This is a genomic window from Halorientalis sp. LT38, from assembly GCF_037031225.1.
Classification (GTDB): Archaea; Halobacteriota; Halobacteria; order Halobacteriales; family Haloarculaceae; genus Halorientalis; species Halorientalis halophila.
Genome location: NZ_JAYEZN010000001.1, coordinates 1,736,336 through 1,757,365, shown reverse-complemented (window position 1 = coordinate 1,757,365; position 21,030 = coordinate 1,736,336). Strand labels below are relative to the sequence as shown.

Below are 21,030 nucleotides of genomic sequence, written 5' to 3'. Positions count from 1 at the left end.
CGAACAAGCGCGGTCGTGTCCGTGTATCGCTACCCCCTCCGGTCTCGTCTCGGTGTTTTTTCGCCCCGAACCGAAACCGTTGAGCCACGGCTACGGCATCCTTGATCCGTGTCGCTGGTTTCGGTGCTGGGATCGGCAGTTTTGCCGGTCGTCGCCGTCGCCGTCGTCGGGTACGCTCTCGGGCGGACCAGAGACGTCGCCGTCGAACCCCTCTCAGACATCACGCTGTACGTCCTCGCACCGGCGCTCGTGTTCTACAGCCTGGTGACCTCGCCCATCGCCGGGCCGACGGTCGCCCGGCTGTTCGGCGGGGTGATCGCCTTCGTCGTCGGGATGGTCGCCCTGGCGGAACTGGTCGGCCGCGGGCTGGGCGAGGAGGAACCGACGCTGGGCGCGCTCGTGCTCTCGAGCACGTTCTCGAACGCTGGCAACTACGGCATCCCCCTCTCGGCGTTCGCCTTCGGGGCGCTCGGGCGCAGCACCGCCGTTCTCTTCCTGGTCGCCCAGAACGTCTTGATGTACACCGTCGGGGTCTACGTCGCCGCTCGCGGCGAAGCCGGCTCGACCCGGGGCGCGCTCGTGCGGGTCTTCCGCCTGCCGCTGATCTACGCCGTGGCGGCCGCCGCGATCGTCCGGGCGACCGACGCCGCGCCGCCGACCGACACCGCCCTCATGGAGACGATCCGGCTGACCGGCGACGCCGCCATCCCGGTCATGCTCCTGATGCTCGGGATCCAGCTCGCCAACTCGGGCGGCGGGACCCCCGTCGCCCGGACGATGCCCGCGAGCACGCTGAAACTGATCGTCGCGCCGGTGTTCGCCGCGGTGATCGCCCTGGGGCTGGGGCTGACGGGGACCGTCGGCAAGGTGTTCGTCCTCGAATGTGCGATGCCGGCCGCGGTGACGCCGCTCATGCTGACGATCGAGTTCGGCTCGGACGGGTTCGAGGAGGGGCTCTCGGCGGCCGATTACGTGAGCACGACGATCCTCGTCACCACGCTCGCGAGCCTGGTGACGCTGACGGTCCTGATCACGATCCTGCAGTCGGGACTGGTGCTCTAGTCGTCGGTGGCGGCGACGCCCGCGCCGACCTCGCCGTCTTCGCCCTCCTCGTCTGTCTCGCCGTCCTCGGTGAGGTCGGCCTCGCGCCAGGTGCCCCGCCTGAACCAGAGGAAGGCGACGGCCGCGGCGAGGACGTTCGAGATGGCGAACGAGGCCCAGATACCGCTCGGCCCGTAGATCTGTGCGCCGAACCAGGCGATGGGGAGGCGGATGAGCCCCAGCATGAGAACCGTGATCGCGGCGGCGGTCAACACTTTCCCTGCGCCACGGAAACCACCGCTGTACGCACGGGTCACGCCCATGAATCCGAAGGTGGGCGCGACGATCCGGAGGAAGTTCGCGCCCTCCGCGATCACTGCCGGGTTGTCCGTGAAGAGACCCATGATCGCCGGTGCGGCCACGAAGGTCACGACGCCGAGCGCCGCGAGGATCACGAATGAGGCCTTCGCGGCGAAGTGGTTGGCGGTCGCGGCGCGGTCGGGCTCGCCGGCGCCGATGTTCTGGCCGGTCATCGTCTCGACGCCGCGGTCGACCGCGATGGCGGGCATGAAGATCGTCGAGAACACTCTGATTCCGACGCCGAAGGCGGCCTCGACGGTGACGGAGAAGGTCGCGACGATCACCAGCAGGAGGTTGACCGACACCGCCCGCCCGGTCCCCTCGACGGAGGCCGGGAGCCCGATCCGCAGGAGGCGGCGAGCGTACGACAGGTCGGGGACCATATCGCGGACGTTGATCTGGATCCCCCGCCGGCCCTGGACCATGATCGCGACGCCGACGGCCATCGCGAGCCCCCGCGAGAAGATGGTCGCGATGGCCGCCCCCTGCACGCCCAGCTCGGGGAAGGGACCCCAGCCGAAGATCAGGAACGGGTCCAGCGCGACGTTCAGGATCACGGTCCCGAGCATGACCAGCATCGGCGTGATCGTGTCGCCCGATCCGCGCATCAGCGCGATGAACACGATGAACCCGAACATGAAGGGCAGGCCGAGGGTGACGACCTCCATGTAGTCGGTCGCGGGCGGGAGCACCTCGCCCGAGGCGCCGATCAGCGCCAGGAAGTCCCCGACGACGAAGAAGCCGGCGACCCCCAGCACCGCCGAGAACAGGAGGGCGTACGTGACCGTCTGAGAGGCGGCGTACTCGGCCTCGTCGGTCTCATCGGCCCCGGTGTACTGGGCGACCAGCACGCTACCGGCGACCGAGAGGCCCATCCCCAGCGAGATCAGCAGGAAGACCAGGGGAAAGCCGAAGGTGATCGCCGCCAGCGCCACCGTGCTGTACTGGCCCAGCCAGAAGGTATCGGCCAGGTTGTAGGTGACCTGCAGCAGGTTCGTGATGACGATGGGCAAAGAGAGCAAAAAGAGCGGCTTGGCGATCGGGCCGCTGGTCAGTTCCAGTTCCTCCTGGCCCACGAACAGGCCGCTCAGGCGCTTGCGGAGGCTCATTCGGAATCGACCTCCGCGACGCGGCCGTCGTCGCCGTCGACCGTCAGCGTCCGCTCGATGTAGGCGGTGAGCATCCGCCGGGCGCAGTCGACCTCCTGGCCGACCGCGACCTGTTTCGTGCTCGCGCCGTCCAGCGTCGTGACGAGGAACCGGGCGGCGTCGTCGGGGTCGACGTCCCCGCGGACCGTCCCCGCCGCGATGCCGTCGTCGAGGACGTCTCTGAACTCGCCGTGGAGGAACTCGTCGAACCGGCGCAGGCGGTCGCGGATCCCGTCGTCGTAGGGGGCCTGGGCCTTCAACTCGAGCAGCGCGGTCTTGAAGGCGACCCGCTCGTCGTCGTCCTCGACCGGCGGGTAGAGGATCGCGTCGATCAGCGCGCGCAGGCGCTCGGGTGCGGTCTCGCCGTCCGGGTCACCCACCCGCTCGGTGAACCCGTCGTAGAGGAAATCGAGAAACGACTCCAGCAGTTCCTGTTTGCTGTCGTAGTGGTAGTGGAGGGCGGCCTTGCTCAACTCGGTCTCGTCCGCGATGTCCTGCATCGTCAGATCCGCGTACCCGTGGGTACGGAGCGCACGGTAGGTCGCAGACATAATCTCGTCGCGCGTGTCGCTCATCTACCGGAACTTACTGACTGGTCAGTCAAAAGGGTTGGGAACCTGCCGTGTTACGGTTTCCCATCGCGCACCACCTGCCGGAACCGGGACGGGAGACGGTTCTCGCCAGCGTAGCGTCTCGTCTCACCGGCGCGCAGTCGACAGGTCCACGCGCTGCTGCCGGTCGGCGGCCGGTAGCGCTCCCGCGTGCGTCTACTCCAGGTCGAGCGTGAACTGCTCGTGTTCGCTGGCGGCGTTGAGCACGACGCTGGTGTTGGACTCCTTGATCTCGGGGTCGACCAGCAGCTCCTTGATCTGGTCGTTCATGCCGTCGGTGTCGGTGAACTTGCCGATGGCGATGATGTCGTAGTCGCCGGTGACCTCGTAGACGGAGATCATCTGCTTGTGCTCCTGGAGCCGGTCGGTCACGTCGGGGAGGGCCGACCCCTCGACTTTCAGCTGGACGACCGCGGTCACGTCGTAGCCCAGCGCGTCGTAGTCGACCTTGGGGGTGTACCCGGTGATGATGTCGTTTCCTTCGAGCTCTTTGAGGTGATTCGAGACGGTCGTGACCGACACGTCCAGCTCCTCCCCGAGACTCCGGAGACTCGCGCGTCCGTCGCCCAGCAGGGCATTCACCAACTTTCGGTCCAGATTTTCGTACGTCATTATATCTGGACAGGCGCCCCACCCTTTAGAATTTTACGAATATGCAATTCTCCAGCGCTGAAGGAAGACTTGCACAAATCAGCAGGGTTTTTGTATCTCGGGTATTCCCTACCGATGACGAGAAAGATGACAAACCCGAATCTCAAGGCTGACGGCGGGTTGACAGCAGACGCACAGGACGTGGTAGACGAGATCGACGAGAAGAACGTCGACTTCCTCCGCCTCCAGTTCACCGACATTCTGGGGACGGTCAAGAACGTGAGCGTGCCGGCCGAGCAGGCCGAGAAGGCCTTCAGCGAGGGGATCTACTTCGACGGCTCCTCGATCGAGGGCTTCGTCCGCATCCAGGAGTCGGACATGCGCCTGGTGCCGGACCCCGACACCTTCTCCGTCCTGCCGTGGCGAAATACCGAGGAACACGCGAGCGCCCGTCTCATCTGTGACGTCATCAACACGTCGACCGGCGAGCCCTTCGAGGGCGACCCGCGCTACATCCTGAAGCAGGCCCTCGACCGGGCCGAGGAACTGGGCTACACGGTCAACGCCGCCCCCGAACCCGAGTTCTTCCTGTTCGAGGAGGACGAGGACGGACGCGCGACGACCAAGACCAACGACGCCGGCGGCTACTTCGACCTCGCCCCCAAGGACCTCGCGAGCGACGTGCGCCGTGACATCATCTACGGGCTCGAAGAGATGGGCTTCGAGATCGAGGCCAGCCACCACGAGGTCGCCCAGGGTCAGCACGAGATCAACTTCGAGTACGACGACGCGCTGACGACGGCCGACAACGTCGGGACCTTCCGGACGGTCGTGCGCGCCATCGCGGCCGAACACGACCTGCACGCCACCTTCATGCCCAAGCCGATCCCGAAGATCAACGGCTCGGGGATGCACACCCACATCTCGCTTTTCACCGAGGACGGCGAGAACGCCTTCCACGACGGCGACGACGAGTTCGACCTCAGCGAGGAGGCAAAGCAGTTCACCGCCGGGATCCTCGAACACGCGCCCGCGCTCGCGGCGGTCACCAACCCGACCGTGAACTCATACAAGCGCCTGGTGCCCGGCTACGAGGCGCCCGTCTACGTCGCCTGGTCGGACCGCAACCGCTCGGCGCTGATCCGCAAGCCGGCCGCACGCATCCCGGCCGCCAGCCGGATCGAGGCCCGCTTCCCCGACCCGTCGTGTAACCCCTACCTCGCGCTGGCCGTCCTGATCCACGCCGGCCTGGACGGCATCGAGCGGGGCCTGGACTGTCCGGATCCGGTCCGGGAGAACATCTACGAGTTCGACGCGGAGAAACGCGAGGAGTACGGCATCGACACCCTCCCCGAGAACCTCGGCGAGGCCATCGATGCCCTCCAGGACGACGAGACGGTGTTCAACGCGCTCGGCGACCACATCGGCGAGAAGTTCGTCGAGGCCAAAGAACAGGAGTACAAGGAGTACCTCGTCGACGTCTCCGAGTGGGAGATCGACCGCTACCTCGAGACGTTCTGAGGCCGGCCGAGTCGTCCGCCCATTTCTTTCGCGACCGTGAAGCCTTTTGGCGCCGAGCCCCCTGTATCCGCTAACGCATGTTCGCCGGTGTCGTCCAGTCGCTCACCGACACCGCCGTCACGCTCGTCGAGCGGTACGGGCTGGTAGCGCTCTTCCTGTTCATCCTGCTCGAGACGGCCTGGATCACCCACTTCGTCCCGAGCGAGATCGTCATCCCCGCGGTCGCCTACGAACTCGTCACCGACCCCGCCTCCTTCGCCATCTTCACCGCCGTCCTGACCGTCGGGGCGGTGCTGGGGAGTCTGATCGCGTACTACCTCTTTGGCTACTACGGCGACGTGGCACTCGAACGGTACGGGGACAGCCGCTACCTGCCCACCGCACAGATCGAGCGAAGCAAACGGTTCTTCCGTCGCTACGGCGAGAACTCCCTCCTCTGGGGACGGCTCGTCCCCGTGTTCAGGACGCCGATCTCGATCCCGGCCGGCTACGCCGGCACGCCCCTCCCGAAGTTCGTGGTCTACTCGACGGTCGGCTGGACTTGCTACAACGCGGTCCTGATCTGGCTGGTGTACTCGGGGGGCGACGGGCGGGCACCCGTCACGGTGGCCTACGGCGCGGTCGAACCCCACCTGGTCGGCTCGATCGCGTGGCTGTCGGCCAACCCGGCGGTCGCGGCGGTCGCGACCCTCGCGGCGGCGGGGTCCGCGGTCGCGGTCTGGCTGCGCACCGACCGCACCGACGCGTCGCTCACCTGAACGCGGCGTCGAGCCGAACCCCCGCGGCCGGCGCGGCCACGAGTGCGGCGACGACGAGGCCGATCGCCGGGGCCAGCGTCATAGCCGAGACGCCGAGGAACGCGACGAGTCCCAGGAGCCAGCCCACGGTCGCGACGCCCACCACCGTCGTCAGCAGCGCCTCGCGATCGGAGCGGGCAGTAGCGGGGATCCGGTCGGCGAGGGCCCACCAGGCGAGGGTCGCGCCTACCGACCCGCCGAAGGCGAACAGCAGGTACGACGTGGGGCCGGCGACGAGCACGCCCACCCCGGCCAGCGCGCCGGCGGCGGGGAACGAACGCCCTGGCGTCGGCACGAACCGGATCGCGAGGGCCAGCCAGAGCAGGCCGATGGCGATCCCGCCGACGACGTCGCCGAGGTAGTGGACGCCGACGACGAGCCGGGAGCTGGAGACGGCGGCCGCGATCGCGGCCCCGGCGTACAGCGGTCCGCGGTCGCCCTTCGAGGCGCACAGCCAGCCGAGCCCGCCGTAGACGACGGTGCTCCCCAGCGCGTGGCCGCTCGGGAAGCCGTAGCCGTCGATCGTCGTGGCCTCGGCGACGACCGGCCGGAGGACGCCCGGGACGGCGTCGACGGCGACGGGGGCGGCGGAGCCGGGCGGCCGCGGGAGCGCGAGGAGGGGTTTGAGCAGCGCCACGAGTGCCAGCGCGCCGAAGCCAAGCGCCACGACCTGCGCGATCAGCGCTCGATCGAGCCGGTGACCGACGACCGGCGTCCGGTCGCCGAGCCAGTACAGCAGGGAGAACAGCAGGAAGTAGGCGGCGACGTTGCCGAGCAGCGTCACCAGGGCGAACGCGACCACGACAGCGTCGGGCAGCGCCGCCGGCAGGTCGGCCGCCACGGCGGGGCGGACCCGCACGGCTTAGCTGCGGAAGCGTCCGACGGCGTCGCGTAGCCGACCGGGGACGCCGGCCGCGGTGATCCCGACGCCGACGAGCACCATCAGGACGTACAGTCCCAGCGTCGACAGCCAGATCACGAGCATGGCGAGGATGGCCCAGCCGCCGCCGAGGAAGTAGAAGGCGCCGAGGGTCATCGCCGTGCCGTACAGCAAGACGAGGTAGGGACCCCAGCCGGTGGCGTGCCCGCGGCGCACCCTGCCCCGGACGTACCGCTTCAGGTCGGCTTCGATCTCCTCGCGGTGGACGGTCCGGTCCTCGACGTCGTCTTCGAATTCCTCGACCGTCTCGCGGAGGGCCGCGAGTTCCGCCTCGAGGTCCTCCGCGTCGCTGTCCGGTGCGGATGCCGCTCCGTCCGCACCGTCGTCGTTGCTCTCGCCCGGCGCACCCCCGTGTTCGTCGGACATACTCGCTCGTTGGGCGACACGTCGACCGGGATCCTGTTGTAGTTGCCGGTTGCCGACGTCGCGGTCGGCCAGCACGGCGTTCAACACGACGCCCGAAAGCAGGACGATGCTGCCGACGTAGAACCAGGTCACCAAAAGCAGGACGCCGCCGATGACGCCGTAGAGCTGGAAACTCCCCGCGTTCGCGGCGTAGATCCGGAACCCGGTGCTCAAAAGCGCCCAGCCGCCGCCCGCGAGGACGGCGCCGGGCAGGGCCTCCCGCACCCCGACGTCGACGTCCGGGAGGATGACGTACAGCGGGAGGAAGGTGATCGTCAGCGCCAGCGCCGAGATGGGCGGGCCGAGCGCGCCGAGGAGTCGGGTCGGCAGGTAGCCGACGAGGACGTTCACGCCGGCGGCGACGCCGACGCCGGCCGCGACCGCCACCAGGGCGACGGTGGCGTCGGTCATCTGCCCGACGAGGGTCGTCGACTCGGTCGTCCCGTACACCTGCGCGAAGGCCGTGTTGAGGCCGCGGAAGAGCTTCAGCGCCCCCCACACCAGCACGGCCACGCCGGCGACGGTCGCGCCCGTGCGCCCGCTCGCGCCGGTCAGCGACTCCAGTACCACCTGCTCGCCGGCGGGTGAGAGCACGCTCCCGAGCTGGGCGACCACGCTCGCCGCCAGCGCCTCCCCGCCCAGCGCCGAGGCGACGACGACGGCGAGCAACAGGAGCGGCATCAGCGAGACGAACGTGTAGTAGGCGAGGCTGGCGGCCAGGAAGGTGATCTGCTCCGATCGCGCGGCCGCGACCACCGCCCGCAGTACCCCGCCGAAGTCGGCGTTCCGTGACACGAGTGATAGTTCACCCTCCGGAATGAATACTCCACTGGATCCTCTCGGGTGCCTGACGGGCCCGGAACGGCGCGCGACGGGCTGGCGGGCGACTGGCGAGCGGTGCCACCGGGCCGTCCCCGGGTACCCGACCGAAAACCCATTTAGTTCGGGGCCTGCAGGAAGGGGTATGGACGAGAAATACGAACGGGGGATCCTCCGCATCTCGGCCGTCTGCCTGCTCGCGGCGGCGCTTCTCATTCCGCTCGGCTTCCTCGGCGTCGGGGCCTCGCCGATCTTGCCCGTCGTCTTCCTCGCGCTTGGCGCCGGCCTGTACGTCCTCTGGCAGCGCAGCGAGGCCTATTCCCTGTATCTCTCCGGCCTCTGGCTCGGCCCGGTCATCGCCGCCGTCGTGTCGGTGGTGGCCATCGTGCGCGGGTCGTCCCCGGGCGAACTGCAGGCGCTGGGCGGCCTCGTCGGCCTCGTCGGCGTCTTCAACCTCATCCTGCGTCCGTTCTACCGGCTGCTCCACTACATCGTCGCCGGCGCGATCCAGATCGGCCGCGAGATTCAGGAAGAACGCTCCTCTTAGGCCAGCGCGCGCTCGATCTCGGCCACGTCCGCCGTCGTCTTGAACGTCGTCCCGCCGTAGTGGGTGCGAGAGGCCTCGTGGCCCGCGTCCCGGAGCGCCGTGAGAAATTCGTCCATGCCGACCGCCGACTCGTTCCACCGCTTGTAGAGGCGGTGCTGGTCGTAGTGGGTCGGCACGTCGAGTTCCCCCTCTATCGTTTCGAGCAGGTCTCGCGCGCGGTCGGCCGTCCCGAACTCGTCGGTGACGCGCTCGCGGACGGCGGCGACGAACGCGGGGTCGTGGGCCGCGCCGAGCCAGATCGGCCCGGCGGTCTGGAGGTGGTGGCCGCAGTGGGGGCACTCGTCGCGGGGGTCCGCGATCCTGCCCCGCTGGGACTCCCGGTAGAGGCAGTGCTGGCAGTGGTCGACGAACCCGAGGTCCTCGAGCAGCGCGTTGGCGGCTCTGGCGCCCTGTTCGACCTGCAGGTAGGTCCGGGCGTAGTGGTCGGAGACGTGGCTGAACACGGGACGGGCGGCCACGTCGAACTTCCCGGCGGTCCGGACCAGCGCCGAGAGGAGTACTCTGAGCCCCATCTCGGCGTGGTACTCGGTGTTGCGCGGGACCGCGTCGTACTTCCGGACGCCGCTCTCGAAGTGGGCGCCACACAGCGGCGCGGTGTCGGTCGCGGTGACGCAGCAGAGCCCCCTGGCGCTCCGGACCGCGGCGTCGGCGAAGGGGACCGGCGTCCCGAACGGGTCCACGTCCACCACGTCGAATCCCCGCTGGTGCATGCACACGTTCGCGTCCTCGTGGACGGCCTCGCCGTCGAGTCCGTTGCGCTCGAAGTTGGCCGCAGCCAGCGCGACGGCGTCGGGGTCCACGTCGCAGGTCGTCGCCGTCCAGCCGTCGGCGGCCGCCCGCACGCCGCGGATCCCGCTGGCCGCCGTCGCGTCGAGGTAGGTCATCGGGTCGCCGTCGGCCCGGTCGCGGTAGGTCCGCAGCGTCGCCACCGTCAGGTCCCGGTTGAGCTCCATATCCGGGTTGTAGAACACCTCGCCGTCCTTCCCGTCGGTGGCCTCACCGGGGACCTCGACCTCGACGTCGCCCTCCTCGACGAGCATACCTCCGCTCGCCGGGCCAGCACGAAAAGGGATGCGCTCCGCGCCCGGGCTCCGGGACGGGCCCAGTGGCCCCGCCCGAACCTATCGAACGTGTTTTGACAGCTCCGCCGCAACCGTTGGGTCGTGACAGCGGTCGACGACTGGGTGGCCTCGCTGGCCACCGCCGGCGAACTCACACCGGAGAGCGTCGACCGTATCGTCTCGCTCCACGGCGAACGCGGCCAGCGCGCCATCGAGGCCGTCGGCGAGCGCCGGGTCAAGGAATACCGGGACTTCACCGTCGTCGTCGGCTACGAGGACGAGTACATCGTCGAGGGCGGCGAGTGCGACTGCGCCGACTCCGAGTACAACCTCGACCCCGAGGACCCGACCGAACTCTGCTGGCACGCCCTCGCCGTCCGCATCGCCGAGGCCATCGACGAGGTGGACCACCACGACATGTGGTACAGCGACGTGCGGGACTTTCTGTGAGCGCGGCCGGGACCGGTCCGTCAGGGCGCCGGTACCACGGAGTGTAATAATCCGAGATAATCGTGCCGGGGATATAAACCAACGTGCCGAGTACACTGGATCATGTCCAACCAGGACGCGGTGGCGGACGAGATGGACGACGTCGAGGACACGCTGGACGAAGAGGCCGTCGACCTCGACGCGGACACGGACCACGACGGCGCGGCGGAGGTCGAAGCCGGGCTGGAGGAACTCCAGGAGTCGACCGAAGCGATCCTCGGCCGGATCGAGGAGATCCGAGAGCTGTCGAGCGAACAGTCGGAGGGGATGGAGGCCGTGGCGAACGAGATCTCGACGCTGTCGGCGTCGGTCGAAGAGATCGCCTCCTCCGCGGAGGAGGTCGCGAGCGCCAGCAAGCAGGCCCGGGACCGGGCCAACGAGGGGCAGGAACTGGCGGCCGAGGTCGAGGAGTCCATGGACTCGCTGCAGGAGGCCTCCGAGAGGGTCTCCGAAGACGTCTGGACGATCCGGGAGCAGGCCGACGAGATCGGCGAGATCATCGACGTGATCACGGACATCGCCGACCAGACGAACATCCTGGCGCTGAACGCCTCGATCGAGGCCGCCCGGGCCGGACAGGCCGGCGACGGGTTCGCCGTCGTCGCCGACGAGGTCAAGCAACTCGCCGTCGAGTCCCAGCAACAGGCCAGCAGGGTCGAGTCGATGATCGACCGGATCCAGACCGACACCGAGAGCGCGGTGGAGAACCTCTCCGAGAGCAACCAGGAGATCGAAACGGGGGTCGAATCGGTCCGCGAGGCGATGGCCGTCCTCGACGAGATCGGGTCGACGGTCCAGGAGGTCAACCAGGGGATCGAGGAAGTCGCCGCCGCGACCGATCAACAGGCCGCGAGTTCCGAGGAGGTCGCCAGCATGGTCGACCAGACGGCCCAGAACGCCGAAGAGATAGCCGCCGAGACCGGCGATATCGTCGAGTCGGTGGGCACCCAGAGCACACAGGTCATCGAGATCCGGGACGGCGTCGAAGACGTCCTGCAGGACCTGTAGTAGTCGCGACCGCGCCGCCAGTCGAACACCGGAAAAGCCGAGTTCCTGGTTTTTTTCGTCGCGGCTCCCGTCAGTCGCCCGCCGCCTGCTTGTCTACGTCTTCCAGATCCGCGCCACCGACCGAGGAGCGCAGTGCGTCCATCCCGTCGTCGCGGTCGATGCCGAAGTTGTCCTCCTTCAGTTCCTCGACGCGCTCGAACTCCTCGTCGGAGAGGGCGGGCGTGGCCGGTGCGCCGGCCCACTCGTCGATGTCGTCGGTGGTGCGGAAGGTCGGCGTGACGCTGGCCACTTCGTCGAAGGCCAGCAGCCACTGGATGGCGGCCTGGCCCATCGTTCGCTCGCCGTCGCGTTCGAGGAAGCGCAGATTGTCCACCTTCTCCCAGCCCGTCTCGTACCACTCGTCGGGGCGGTACGCGCGGTGGTCGCCCTCGCCCAGTTCCGTGCCCGGGGTGACCTGCTCGTTCAGGAGCCCGGAGGAGTGGGGGACCCGCGGGAGGATCGAGGTGTCGGCGTCGAGCCGGCGGACCTCCTCGATGGCGTGGCGACCCGGCGTCTGCTCGAAGACGTTGAACACCAGCTGGAGGGCGTCGAACTCCTGCTCGACGGCCCCGGTGGCCTCGGCGAGCCAGCCGATAGAGGGGCCGAGCGCCCAGCCGATCGCCTCGACTTTCCCTTCCTCGCGGAGTTCGTCGAGCGCCTCCAGCACGTCGGGGGTGACCTCGTCGACGTTCGCGTTGTGCAGCATGAGCACGTCGACGTAGTCCATCCCTAACCTCTCGAGCGACCGGTCCAGCGCCGTGTGGATCCACTCGCCGTCCATCCGCTTGGGGAGTTCGCCGTGGCCGGCCTGGGGGTTGTTGTAGAAGTCGTAGCCGACCTTCGTGGAGACGGTGACCTCGTCGCGGCGGTCGGCGAGGGCCTCGCCGACGAGTTCCTCCGAGTCGCCGTGGCCGTAGACGTCGCCGGTGTCGAAGAACGTGATCCCCTGCTCGATGGCGTGCTCGATCATGCCGACGGCCTGCTCGTGGCTGCGGTCGCCCCACCAGTCGGTGCCGACGACCCAGGCCCCGAAGCCGACTTCGCTGACCTCGACGCCCGACGATCCGAGTTCGCGCTGGTTCATGCCCGCCCGTAGGAACGCGGCCCACTTAGCCGGTGCGATCCGTTACTCGCCCCGCAGCGCCGGCACGGCGACCGTCTCCCTGAGCCGCCGGTCGCCGTACTCCCGCCGGACCCACCAGGCGGTCAACCCGAGGCCGACGACGAGGGCGAGCAATACGAGCAGGCCGCCCTCGGGGCCGAAGGAGCCGCCAGTCAATAGCGCGGGGCCGGTCGTCTCCGTCTCCAGCACCGCGACGCCGACGGTGATCCCGCTGACGGGGAAGCCGTACACCGCGCCGACGACCGCGTTCCAGGTCAGGTGGACGCCGACGGCGATCCCCAGCCGGCCGGTCCAGACGTAACAGAGCCCGAGCAAAACCCCGAACAGCGTGATGTTGGTCACCGAGAGCAGGGTCGCGCTGGGGTTGCCGGCGTGGAGCACGCCGAACAGCCCGGCGGTCGCGAGCGTCGCGACGGCGATGGCGTGACGGACTCCCACTCGCTCGAAGCCGGCCAGCGCTTCCGCCAGGTTCGTCAGGAGATACCCGCGGACGAGCAGTTCCTCGGAGATGGCGACGCCGAGGAAGAAGACGAGAGCGGCGGCGAGGGCGACGGGCACCGACGCGTCGCCGAAGCCGAGGAAGGCGTCGGGCGTCGTCACGAAGGTGTCGGTGACGGCTACCCAGCCGGCAGCGATGCCGACACCGAACAGCAGGGTCGGAAGGACGACTCCGAGCGCCAGCCCGAAGCCGGCGTCGCGCCACCACTGTCGGTCGAGATCGAGGCCGAGCGCCCGGATCGGTCGCCGGCCCAGGAAGTAACTCGTGACCGGGAGCGCGACGACGACGGCGAGCGTCGACAGGAGCTGGCCGCCGGGGCCGCCGAGCCAGGCGTCGCCGAGGGCCACGACGGCGACCGAGCCGAACATGAGGACCAGCAGGCCGAGCAGGCCGGCGGCGACGGCCAGTCGCCAGGGGAACCGGAGCCGGTGCTCCCGACGGTTCCAGAATACCCCGACGAGCAGGCCACCGACGCCGCGACCGCCGCCGCTTCCCGGCCCAGACCCGGTCCGCGAGCCCCCGCCCCCGTCCCCGTTCCCGCTCGCATCCTCGTCACCCGCCTGGTCCCCGTCGGTCATGTCGGTGGCGAGGGGCCCCGTCGGAATGAAACGCGGGGGTCAGCGACCGGGGGAGCGACCGGAGTGGCGCGGCGGACCGGGTACGCGCGGGTCGACCGCGCCGAACGTGTGCGGGGGTTACCTGGCGGTAACGGTGTCGAGAGTAACGAAAACCCATTTGAACGCGGGTTGCGATGCAGTGGTATGACCAAGCGTCACGTCTCTCTGCCGCCGCTGACCGAGGAGGGGCTCCGGTCGTTCATCGACGAGGTCGACGAGCGCCTCCGGGGCGAGGAGGACACCTGTGACGTGGTCGAGGACGTTCTGGTCGACCTCCACGGCGACCGCGCGGCCTACGAGCGCTGGCAGGACGGCGAGGACGTCTCCCCCGCCGAACGCGTCCGCCTGCAGGGGTACGACCCCTGTAACGCGACCCTCGAGAGCGAGTACTACGCCGAGGTCGCGGGCATGGAAGACGAGTTCAAGCACTCGAAACACCTCCAGTGGCTCTGGCGGCAGTTCGACGCGACCCCGATGGCCGACAACATCGCCTTCGCCCTGCGGTTCCGGGCCATGCTCGCCGACCACCTCTTCGCCGACGCCGGCGACGACCTCCGGCTGTTCAAGGGGATCACCTTCACCTACGGCCACAACATCGAACTCGGGGACAACGTCGTCGTCCACGACGACGTCCACCTCGACGACCGCGGGAAACTGACGATCGGCGACCGCGTCTCCATCTCCGACGACGCGCACGTCTACAGCCACGACCACGACGTCGTCGACCAGACCGAGATCACCAACTACCACACGATCGTCGAAGACGACGCTCGCGTCACCTACGACTCGATGGTCCGGGCCGGCGTGCGCATCGGCGAGAACGCCGTGCTCGCGGCCAAGTCCATCGCCGGGGCGGACGTGCCCGCCCACCACATCGCCGCCGGCCAGCCGGCCAAATCGATCGCGATCAAGGACGGCTGGAAGAGCGTCGCCGACCCCCTCGACGACGCGAACGTCGACCGCCGCGAGGACCGCGTCGTCGAGTACGAGGTACCGGACGTGGACGTGTTCGACGAGTTCCAGCGCGACCTCAACCCCCCGGACGCCGACTGACTCATTTCGTTCGTCAGTCGAGCCCGGCTTCGCGTAGCTCAGCCGGACAGGGAGTGAGCGCGACGCGTCGGGTCGTGACCCCGACAGAAGAGCCAAGTACCGTGGCACCATATAACATGGCATGGAGGTCTGGACCTGGATCGTGGCGTACATCGTCGGGTTCAGTCTGCTCCAGCTGCTGGTCTACCGGTACTTCCGGGACAGCGAGCCGTCGGCGGAGGGGGCCTCGGGGTCGCGCGAGCAGTACGCGGCCGCGGCCGACGGACTGGAGCGAGACGCGTCGAGTCGACGGGCGGGCGACGAGGACGGCACGGTCTGCCAACACTGTGGCACGTTCAACGAACACGAGGCGACGTACCGCTACTGCAAACACTGCGTCTCCCCGCTGCGGTAGCGACGACGTTTTCCCGCCCACGACCGACCGCTCGGTATGCAGAGCGTCGCGATCAACGTCGCCGCCAACACCAACGAGCCGGGCGTTCGCGGCCCGCTCTACGCCGACGGCTCCTTCGAGTACGTCCCCATCCCGGAGCCGAAACCCACCCGCGAGGACGCCGCCGTCCCGACCTACGCCGACCTGGATCTCGACACCGAAATTCCGGCCGACTACCGCGACGAACCGGTCCACCTCGACCCCCAGTTCGGGGAGTATCCCCACTGCGAGCGCTACACCTACGGCGACGACCACGGCGTGAAGGCCGCCCCCATCTCCGAGCTGTCCGCCGGCGATTACCTGTTCTTCTACGCCACGCTCTCGACCCCGACCGACGGCCCCGACTGGGCGCCGCCGGAGTGGGGCGCGTTCCTGATCGGCCAGTTCCGCCTGGCGCGCGACCCGCTGCCGGGCGACGCCTACGCCGAATTCCCGGCCGACGCCGAGGCGCGGACGATCTTCGCCGAGAACGCCCACGTCCGGCGCGACCCGTTCGACGCGCGGGTGCTCGTCCACGGCGACCCCGACGGGTCCCGGCTCTACGACACCGCCGTCCCCCTGAGTTCGCCGTCCGCCGGCAGCGAGGCCAACGGGGTCGTCACGAGCCTCTCGGACGACTCGGGCAAGGGCCCGTGGTGGCGGCGGCCGCTCCGGTTCGACGCCGACGCGACCGAGCGAGTGCTGGCCGCCGACCCCGCGGCAGCCGGGCGCCTGTGAGACTGAGCCGGCCGGCGAATCTCGCCTTCGGTTCTCAGGTTTGAGAACGCAGTGGGAACATCTATATCCGGAGGTCGGTCTGGTTCTGCTATGCGAGTTTCGAGCGGCGTCCCGGGTTTCGACGATATCGTCGCGGGTGGGCTCCCGTCGAACCGGCTCTACGTCGTCAGCGGGCCGCCGGGCAGCGGAAAGACGACCTTCTCCTCGCAGTTCATCACGGAGGGCGCCCGAAACGGCGAGAACTGCCTCTACGTGACGATGCACGAGTCCAAAGAGGAACTCGTCCACGACATGAGCAACTTCGACTTCGGCTTCGAGAAGGTGATGCGGAGCGATCGCGTGCAGTTTCTCAACCTCGTCACGGAGGCGGGCAAGCGCACCATCACCCAGTTCGGGACCGACGGAGGGCTGACCAACCGGCTCACGGCGTTCATCGAGTCGAACGACATCGACCGGGCGGTCATCGACTCGACGATGTTGCTCCAGCACTTCTTCGCCGACATGTCCGAGGAGATCACGGGCTTTCTCTCGTCGCTGAAACAGACCGACACCACCATTCTGCTGATCTCCGAGATGACCGATCCCACCTCCTACTCCGACGAGCACTACCTCGCCCACGGGGTCGTGTTCTTCCACAACTACATGGAGGCCGGCGGGATGACGCGGGGCGTCCAGACGATCAAGATGCGCGGGACCGCCATCGACTGTGACATCCACAAGATCAGCTTCTCCGATCAGGGGTTGCGGGTCCATCCGGACGAGAAGGTCAAACGATGAGCCTCTACGAGAAACGGTTCGCCAGGGACTGGGACGGCCTCGACCGCGACGAGGCCACCGAGCGCGCCTTCGCCCTCGGCGTCGCCGCCTCGCTCGGCGAGGAAAACGAAGACGAGTACGAGGAGATCCGGGCGGCGATGGGGACCAACTACGACACGAGCATCGTCGAACTCGCCTACGAGGAGGGCAAACGCAAGGGGACGGAGCGCAAACGCGCCGTCGACAACGCGACCGACCGGGCAGACGTCTGGGAGGCGGTCGTCAGCGCGGAACTCGACGAGGCGGCCACCGGCGGCGACGACGAACCGGCCGGCCGGGCGACGGACCTCCCGTCGGTGGTGGCCGACCTGCCGGAGGTGACCGAGTTGCCCGACCGCGACCCCAAACAGACCGAGTTCCCCGACTTCCTCGAGTGACTACCGCGGGAGTTCGAGGTTGACGACCGTCCCGTCGGTCCCGTCACCGAGCCAGATCCGGCCGCCGTACTGTTCGACCAGCGACGCCGTCAGGAAGAGGCCCAGCCCCTCGCCGTCGCTCTCGAGGCCCCGTTCGCTCGGCTCGAAGACGTCCGCTCGGACCTCCTCGGGGATGCCGGGGCCGTCGTCGGCGACCGACACCACGACCGCCTCCGCCTCGCACTCGACCGTGACCGTCACCTGCGGGGCGACGCTGTCGTTGTGCTCGACGGCGTTCGAGAGGACGTTCGCGAGGGCCCGTCCCAGCAGGTCGTCGGCCCGGACCGTGCAGTCCGCGGGGAGGTCGCCGTCGACCCCGACGGTCACGTCCGGGTAGCGCTCCCGGAGCGCCGCGAGTTCCTCGCCGAGAACGGCCCCGAGGTCGACCGGCCGCAGGTCCGGTTCGCCCGTGAGCGTCCGCGTGATGTCGCTGATCTCCTCGATCGTGGCGGTCATCTCGTCGGCCCGGTCGATCACCGTCGCGGCGTACTCGCCGCCCTCGTCGTCGACCCGGTCGTCGAGCAGTTGCGCCTGCCCGCGGATGACCGTCAGCCCGTTCAGCAGGTGGTGGCGCAGGATCCGGTTCAGGACCTCGTTGGTCTCCTGCTGGCGCTCGAGGAACTCCTGTTCGAGGCGGGCCTGGGTCGCCGCCTCGGCGTTTTGCTTCGCCCGGACCTGTGCCACCCCGACCAGCAGGCCGAAGAAGCCGCCGGCGACCACTTCCGTCAGCGCCTCGACGCCCGTCGGGACGGTCTGGCCCAGCAGGTTCAAGAGGATCGTCCAGCCGCCCAGGCCGACCATCGTGTAGATCCCCATGGCGTACCAGATCGCGACGGTCCGGCGGTCGTCGGTGGTCAGCCCGCTCCCGTGGAGTTTCAGCCCCTGCCAGACGATCAGCGTCACGAAAAGCGCCGGCAGGACCAGGTCGAGCGCCTGGAAGAACGGCTCCGACACCTGCATCCGTACCACGCCGATGAGCAGCCCCAGCAGGACGAGACTCACGACGGGGACGATCCACTCGAAGAAGGGGTCGATGACCCACTCGTCGACGTCCACCCAGTCCATGTCCCCTGGTTCCCCCTGTCGTACCACCCGCCTTAGATGTATCGGAGTGGCAGACGGGCGGCGGACGCGCCGACGACTTGCGGCCGGACCGAGTCTATCGCCGCCTCGGATGTGAGGACCAATCCCTATGGGAACGGGAACGAAAGGGAAACTACGACGGAACGCACCGACCGGCCGCGGGGGGCCGACGGCCGGTCGCTTCCGGGGGGTCGACGAATGGGAACGATACGCGACGGCGGCACGGACGGGCACTGTGTGATCGATCGAGCGGCGCGACTGACACTCGCGCTCGTCGTCCTGGGGGCGCTCTGCACCGGGACGGCACTCGGGGCCGACGCGACGACGGTCTCGCCGGAGACGCCGTCGCCGGTGACGCCAGCGCAGGCGGCCGACGATCCGGGCGCGGCGACCGGCCAGGCCGACGCCGGGGACGATCCCGCGATTCCGGTCGGGACCGGGCCAGCCGCCGGGGCGGGCGTCGCGGCGGGACTGGCGGTCGCAGTGGGCCTCGTCGCCCGGTTCGACCACGAGGGCTGATCGACCCGCATCGCTTTTCAGCGCCGGAGCGCTCTCGCCGGTATGCTCGGTTCGCGGACGGCGACCGCGGCGGTCGGACTGCTCGGGAGCCTCGCGGTCACCGTCGCGCTCTGGTGGTACTTCGACACGCTCGCGGTCTTCCTCTTTCTCCCCTTCGTCCCCTTCCTGTTTCGCAACCGCGGGAGCGACGAGGAGTCGGCGCCCGCAGTTCGGGAGTGTCCGACCTGCGGGTTCCGGACGGCGGCCGAGGACCACGAGTACTGTCCCCGTGACGGGCGGCGGCTCGAGTAGTTAGTCTCGACGGCGGCCCTCGGCGGCGAGGTCGGTCGACTCGTCCAGCGGGTCCTCGATGTCGCCCATGACGGCCTCGAGGGCGTCGGTGGCGGTGAGCAGGCCCACGACCTCGCCCTCCGAGAGGACCAGCGCCAGTTCCTGGCTCTCGGCCTGGAACTGGTCGACGGCGTCGCTGATGGTCGTCTCGGGCGCCATCGTCATCGGCGGCGCGGCGACGTCCGCGAAGGTCGCCTCGCCGGCCTGGAGGTCGTCGATCCGGTCGATCACCGAGGGGACGTAGACGATGCCGCGGAAGTCGTCGGGTGCGTCGCCGACCAGCGGGAAGCGGGTGTGGGGGCTGGCGCCGATGCGATTCAGGTTCTCCGCGACCGAGACGGTCGTGGAGAGGAAGAGGATCTCCTCGGTCGGGGTCATGACCGCCGAGATGGGCTCCTCGCCGACGGTGAGGGCGTTGCGGATCTCCTCGCGGCGTTCCTCGGAGACGTCGCCGCGTTCGAGCAGGGAATCGAGCCGGTTGCGCAGGTCCGCGCGGGACTCGACGATCTCCTCTTCCGTCTCCAGCCAGGCGCCGGTCATCTCGACGCCGAACAGTTCGAGCGTCCACTTCGCGACCGAGTCCCCGATCGTGATGATGGGCGAGATGAGCCGGGCGAACCAGTACAGCGGCGTCGCGCCCCAGCGGGCGACGAACTTCGTGCGCTCGACGCCGAGGTACGTCGGCGTCTGCTCGCCGTGGGTCAGGTGGAGCAGGTTGATGACGAGGAAGGCGAGGATCCCGCCGGCGCCGACGGAGGCCAGCGTCGAGTTCGCGAAGTACGGCTCGAAGACGGCCGCCAGCGCCGGCTCGGCGACGATCCCCACCGCGATGGAGGAGGCGGTGATCCCCACCTGACAGCTCGTCAGGTAGATCTCCAGGTCGCTGGTCATCTCCCAGGCTCGCCGCAGGCCCGGCTGGTCGAACTCCGCCTTCGGGTACTGGCGGACGCGCGTCAGGGCGAACTCGATGGCGACGAAGAACCCGTTCGCCAGGATCAGGCCCACCCCGGCCGCCAGCCGGAGCCAGAGCTCGAGTGCGTTCATACCTCCCGCTTCGCGGAGGGGTCAAAAATGCGTGGTGGCTCGGATTCCCGCTGGCCCCGAGCGGTCGCCGAGCCCACATCGAACGCCGAAACGCCGCCACGGATTATGGACGCAGGGGCCCGAGTCCCAGTGTTCGATGGATCGGGACTACCACGTCCACTCGACGTACTCGGACGGCCGCTTCCTGTTCCAGATGGTCAGGGCCGCCGCCGAGGCGGGCCTGTCGGGCGTGGGCATCGCCGACCACTGCAACGTCTCCGACCGGGAGGCGATCAGCGAGCAGAAACACCTGCTCGGCTTCAACCTCGACCAGACCTACGAACGCCGTCGGGCGGCCATCCAGCGCCTCCGCGAGGAGCACGACGTGGCCATCTACGACGGCGTCGAGATGGACTACCATCCCGACGAGGAGGCGGCGATCCGCGAGTTCCTCGAGACCGCCGACTTCCAGTACTCGATCGGGAGCGTCCACTACCTCGACGGCGTCAACGTCCACGTCGAGCCCTACTTCGCCGAGCAGTCAGAACGCGACCGCGAGGCAGCGGTCGAGAAGTACTTCGACCACCTCGTCGCCCTGATCGAGTCGGAACTGTTCGACGTGGCCGCCCACGTCGACCTGGTCGAGCGCAACCCCGAACTGCGCGGGTTCGCGACCGAGGAGCACTACCGACGGGTGGCCGAGGCCCTGACCGATTCGCGGACGATCCCGGAACTCAACGCCGGGCGCGCGCTCGACGAGTACGGCGAGTTCCACCCCGGGCCGGCCTTTCTGGACGTGCTCGCGGAGCACGACGTGGACCTGACGGTCGGCACCGATTCCCACAAACCGGAAGAGATCGGCGAGCGCGTCTCCCACGTCGAGCGGTACCTCGCCGCCCGCGGGATCGAACCCGTGACGCTCTCGCTCTAGTGGTTCGTCGTGCGTAGACTCCCAGGGACATAG

General features: G+C 68.8%; 24 protein-coding genes. 14 read left to right on the top strand and 10 right to left on the bottom strand.

What is annotated here, in order from left to right:
• The first annotated feature begins 108 nt into the window (after positions 1-108).
• On the top strand, positions 109-1,062 hold the full coding sequence (locus U5918_RS08990) for an AEC family transporter (RefSeq protein ID WP_336001011.1): 954 nt from the start codon (positions 109-111) through the stop codon (positions 1,060-1,062).
• Here the strand turns inward: U5918_RS08990 and U5918_RS08985 are convergent.
• The 3 genes from U5918_RS08985 to lrp all read right to left on the bottom strand — a co-directional run bounded on the left by U5918_RS08985 (position 1,059) and on the right by lrp (position 3,772).
• Positions 1,059-2,510 carry an MATE family efflux transporter gene (locus tag U5918_RS08985; RefSeq protein WP_336001010.1) on the bottom strand — a complete coding sequence of 484 codons (1,452 nt, stop codon included), beginning with the start codon at positions 2,508-2,510 and terminating at the stop codon, positions 1,059-1,061. The genes U5918_RS08990 and U5918_RS08985 overlap by 4 nt on opposite strands.
• Complete coding sequence (locus U5918_RS08980) at positions 2,507-3,124, bottom strand: TetR/AcrR family transcriptional regulator (RefSeq protein ID WP_336001009.1); 618 nt, start codon at positions 3,122-3,124, stop codon at positions 2,507-2,509. Before U5918_RS08980 ends, U5918_RS08985 begins: the two co-directional genes overlap by 4 nt.
• Before the next feature lie 192 nt (positions 3,125-3,316).
• Positions 3,317-3,772 carry an HTH-type transcriptional regulator Lrp gene (lrp, locus tag U5918_RS08975; RefSeq protein WP_336001008.1) on the bottom strand — a complete coding sequence of 152 codons (456 nt, stop codon included), beginning with the start codon at positions 3,770-3,772 and terminating at the stop codon, positions 3,317-3,319.
• Positions 3,773-3,898: 126 nt separating this feature from the next.
• On the opposite strand from lrp, the gene glnA reads away from it, so the two are divergent.
• Together glnA and U5918_RS08965 are read left to right on the top strand one after the other, a co-directional pair.
• Complete coding sequence (gene glnA / locus U5918_RS08970; RefSeq protein ID WP_336001007.1) at positions 3,899-5,272, top strand: type I glutamate--ammonia ligase; 1,374 nt, start codon at positions 3,899-3,901, stop codon at positions 5,270-5,272.
• Between the two features lie 77 nt (positions 5,273-5,349).
• The gene (locus U5918_RS08965) at positions 5,350-6,030 is read left to right on the top strand and encodes a DedA family protein (protein ID WP_336001006.1); all 681 of its coding nucleotides are present in this window, start codon (positions 5,350-5,352) and stop codon (positions 6,028-6,030) included.
• On the opposite strand, the gene U5918_RS08960 is transcribed toward U5918_RS08965, so the two are convergent.
• Positions 6,023-6,928, bottom strand: coding sequence for a phosphatase PAP2 family protein (locus U5918_RS08960; protein ID WP_336001005.1), 906 nt, complete (start codon positions 6,926-6,928; stop codon positions 6,023-6,025). The genes U5918_RS08965 and U5918_RS08960 overlap by 8 nt on opposite strands.
• A 3-nt stretch (positions 6,929-6,931) precedes the next feature.
• Entirely contained in the window at positions 6,932-8,209 is a 1,278-nt protein-coding gene (locus U5918_RS08955) for a YihY/virulence factor BrkB family protein (protein WP_336001004.1), read from the bottom strand.
• A gap of 169 nt (positions 8,210-8,378) precedes the next feature.
• On the opposite strand from U5918_RS08955, the gene U5918_RS08950 reads away from it, so the two are divergent.
• Positions 8,379-8,780, top strand: a complete 402-nt coding sequence (locus U5918_RS08950) for a hypothetical protein (protein WP_336001003.1) — start codon at positions 8,379-8,381, stop codon at positions 8,778-8,780.
• Here the strand turns inward: U5918_RS08950 and U5918_RS08945 are convergent.
• Positions 8,777-9,880 (bottom strand): tRNA (guanine(26)-N(2))-dimethyltransferase, encoded by a 1,104-nt coding sequence (locus U5918_RS08945; RefSeq protein ID WP_336001002.1) that lies wholly within the window; start codon positions 9,878-9,880, stop codon positions 8,777-8,779. The two genes, U5918_RS08950 and U5918_RS08945, sit on opposite strands and share 4 nt — an antisense overlap.
• Before the next feature lie 123 nt (positions 9,881-10,003).
• Here U5918_RS08945 and U5918_RS08940 point away from each other — a divergent pair, with 123 nt between their 5' ends.
• Both U5918_RS08940 and U5918_RS08935 read left to right on the top strand, forming a co-directional pair.
• Positions 10,004-10,351: a hypothetical protein gene (locus tag U5918_RS08940; RefSeq protein ID WP_336001001.1), complete on the top strand. Its 348-nt coding sequence runs from the start codon at positions 10,004-10,006 to the stop codon at positions 10,349-10,351.
• Positions 10,352-10,453: 102 nt separating this feature from the next.
• Positions 10,454-11,398 (top strand): methyl-accepting chemotaxis protein, encoded by a 945-nt coding sequence (locus U5918_RS08935; protein ID WP_336001000.1) that lies wholly within the window; start codon positions 10,454-10,456, stop codon positions 11,396-11,398.
• A 70-nt stretch (positions 11,399-11,468) separates the two neighbouring features.
• On the opposite strand, the gene U5918_RS08930 is transcribed toward U5918_RS08935, so the two are convergent.
• Both U5918_RS08930 and U5918_RS08925 read right to left on the bottom strand, forming a co-directional pair.
• Entirely contained in the window at positions 11,469-12,521 is a 1,053-nt protein-coding gene (locus U5918_RS08930) for an aldo/keto reductase (protein ID WP_336000999.1), read from the bottom strand.
• 42 nt (positions 12,522-12,563) lie between these two features.
• Entirely contained in the window at positions 12,564-13,637 is a 1,074-nt protein-coding gene (locus U5918_RS08925) for a CPBP family intramembrane glutamic endopeptidase (RefSeq protein ID WP_336000998.1), read from the bottom strand.
• Between the two features lie 183 nt (positions 13,638-13,820).
• Here U5918_RS08925 and U5918_RS08920 point away from each other — a divergent pair, with 183 nt between their 5' ends.
• From U5918_RS08920 to U5918_RS08900, 5 genes are all read left to right on the top strand, one after another.
• Complete coding sequence (locus tag U5918_RS08920) at positions 13,821-14,729, top strand: acyltransferase (RefSeq protein ID WP_336000997.1); 909 nt, start codon at positions 13,821-13,823, stop codon at positions 14,727-14,729.
• A gap of 121 nt (positions 14,730-14,850) precedes the next feature.
• Complete coding sequence (locus U5918_RS08915) at positions 14,851-15,123, top strand: DUF7577 domain-containing protein (protein WP_336000996.1); 273 nt, start codon at positions 14,851-14,853, stop codon at positions 15,121-15,123.
• Positions 15,124-15,159: 36 nt separating this feature from the next.
• Positions 15,160-15,879, top strand: a complete 720-nt coding sequence (locus U5918_RS08910) for an Nmad3 family putative nucleotide modification protein (protein WP_336000995.1) — start codon at positions 15,160-15,162, stop codon at positions 15,877-15,879.
• Between the two features lie 90 nt (positions 15,880-15,969).
• Positions 15,970-16,656 (top strand): RAD55 family ATPase, encoded by a 687-nt coding sequence (locus tag U5918_RS08905; RefSeq protein ID WP_336000994.1) that lies wholly within the window; start codon positions 15,970-15,972, stop codon positions 16,654-16,656.
• Positions 16,653-17,072, top strand: a complete 420-nt coding sequence (locus tag U5918_RS08900; RefSeq protein ID WP_336000993.1) for a DUF8057 family protein — start codon at positions 16,653-16,655, stop codon at positions 17,070-17,072. The genes U5918_RS08905 and U5918_RS08900 overlap by 4 nt, the downstream gene beginning before the upstream one ends.
• Here U5918_RS08900 and U5918_RS08895 read toward each other — a convergent pair whose 3' ends face one another.
• Positions 17,073-18,176 carry a HAMP domain-containing sensor histidine kinase gene (locus U5918_RS08895; protein ID WP_336000992.1) on the bottom strand — a complete coding sequence of 368 codons (1,104 nt, stop codon included), beginning with the start codon at positions 18,174-18,176 and terminating at the stop codon, positions 17,073-17,075.
• A 216-nt stretch (positions 18,177-18,392) separates the two neighbouring features.
• Between U5918_RS08895 and U5918_RS08890 the strand changes: the two genes are divergently transcribed.
• Together U5918_RS08890 and U5918_RS08885 are read left to right on the top strand one after the other, a co-directional pair.
• Entirely contained in the window at positions 18,393-18,713 is a 321-nt protein-coding gene (locus tag U5918_RS08890; RefSeq protein ID WP_336000991.1) for a hypothetical protein, read from the top strand.
• 42 nt (positions 18,714-18,755) lie between these two features.
• On the top strand, positions 18,756-19,004 hold the full coding sequence (locus U5918_RS08885; RefSeq protein WP_336000990.1) for a hypothetical protein: 249 nt from the start codon (positions 18,756-18,758) through the stop codon (positions 19,002-19,004).
• Here U5918_RS08885 and U5918_RS08880 read toward each other — a convergent pair whose 3' ends face one another.
• On the bottom strand, positions 19,005-20,087 hold the full coding sequence (locus U5918_RS08880; RefSeq protein WP_336000989.1) for a hemolysin family protein: 1,083 nt from the start codon (positions 20,085-20,087) through the stop codon (positions 19,005-19,007).
• Between the two features lie 136 nt (positions 20,088-20,223).
• Here U5918_RS08880 and U5918_RS08875 point away from each other — a divergent pair, with 136 nt between their 5' ends.
• A complete protein-coding gene (locus tag U5918_RS08875; protein ID WP_336000988.1) occupies positions 20,224-20,997 on the top strand; it encodes a histidinol-phosphatase HisJ family protein in 774 nt (257 codons plus the stop codon).
• Positions 20,998-21,030 lie beyond the last annotated feature (33 nt).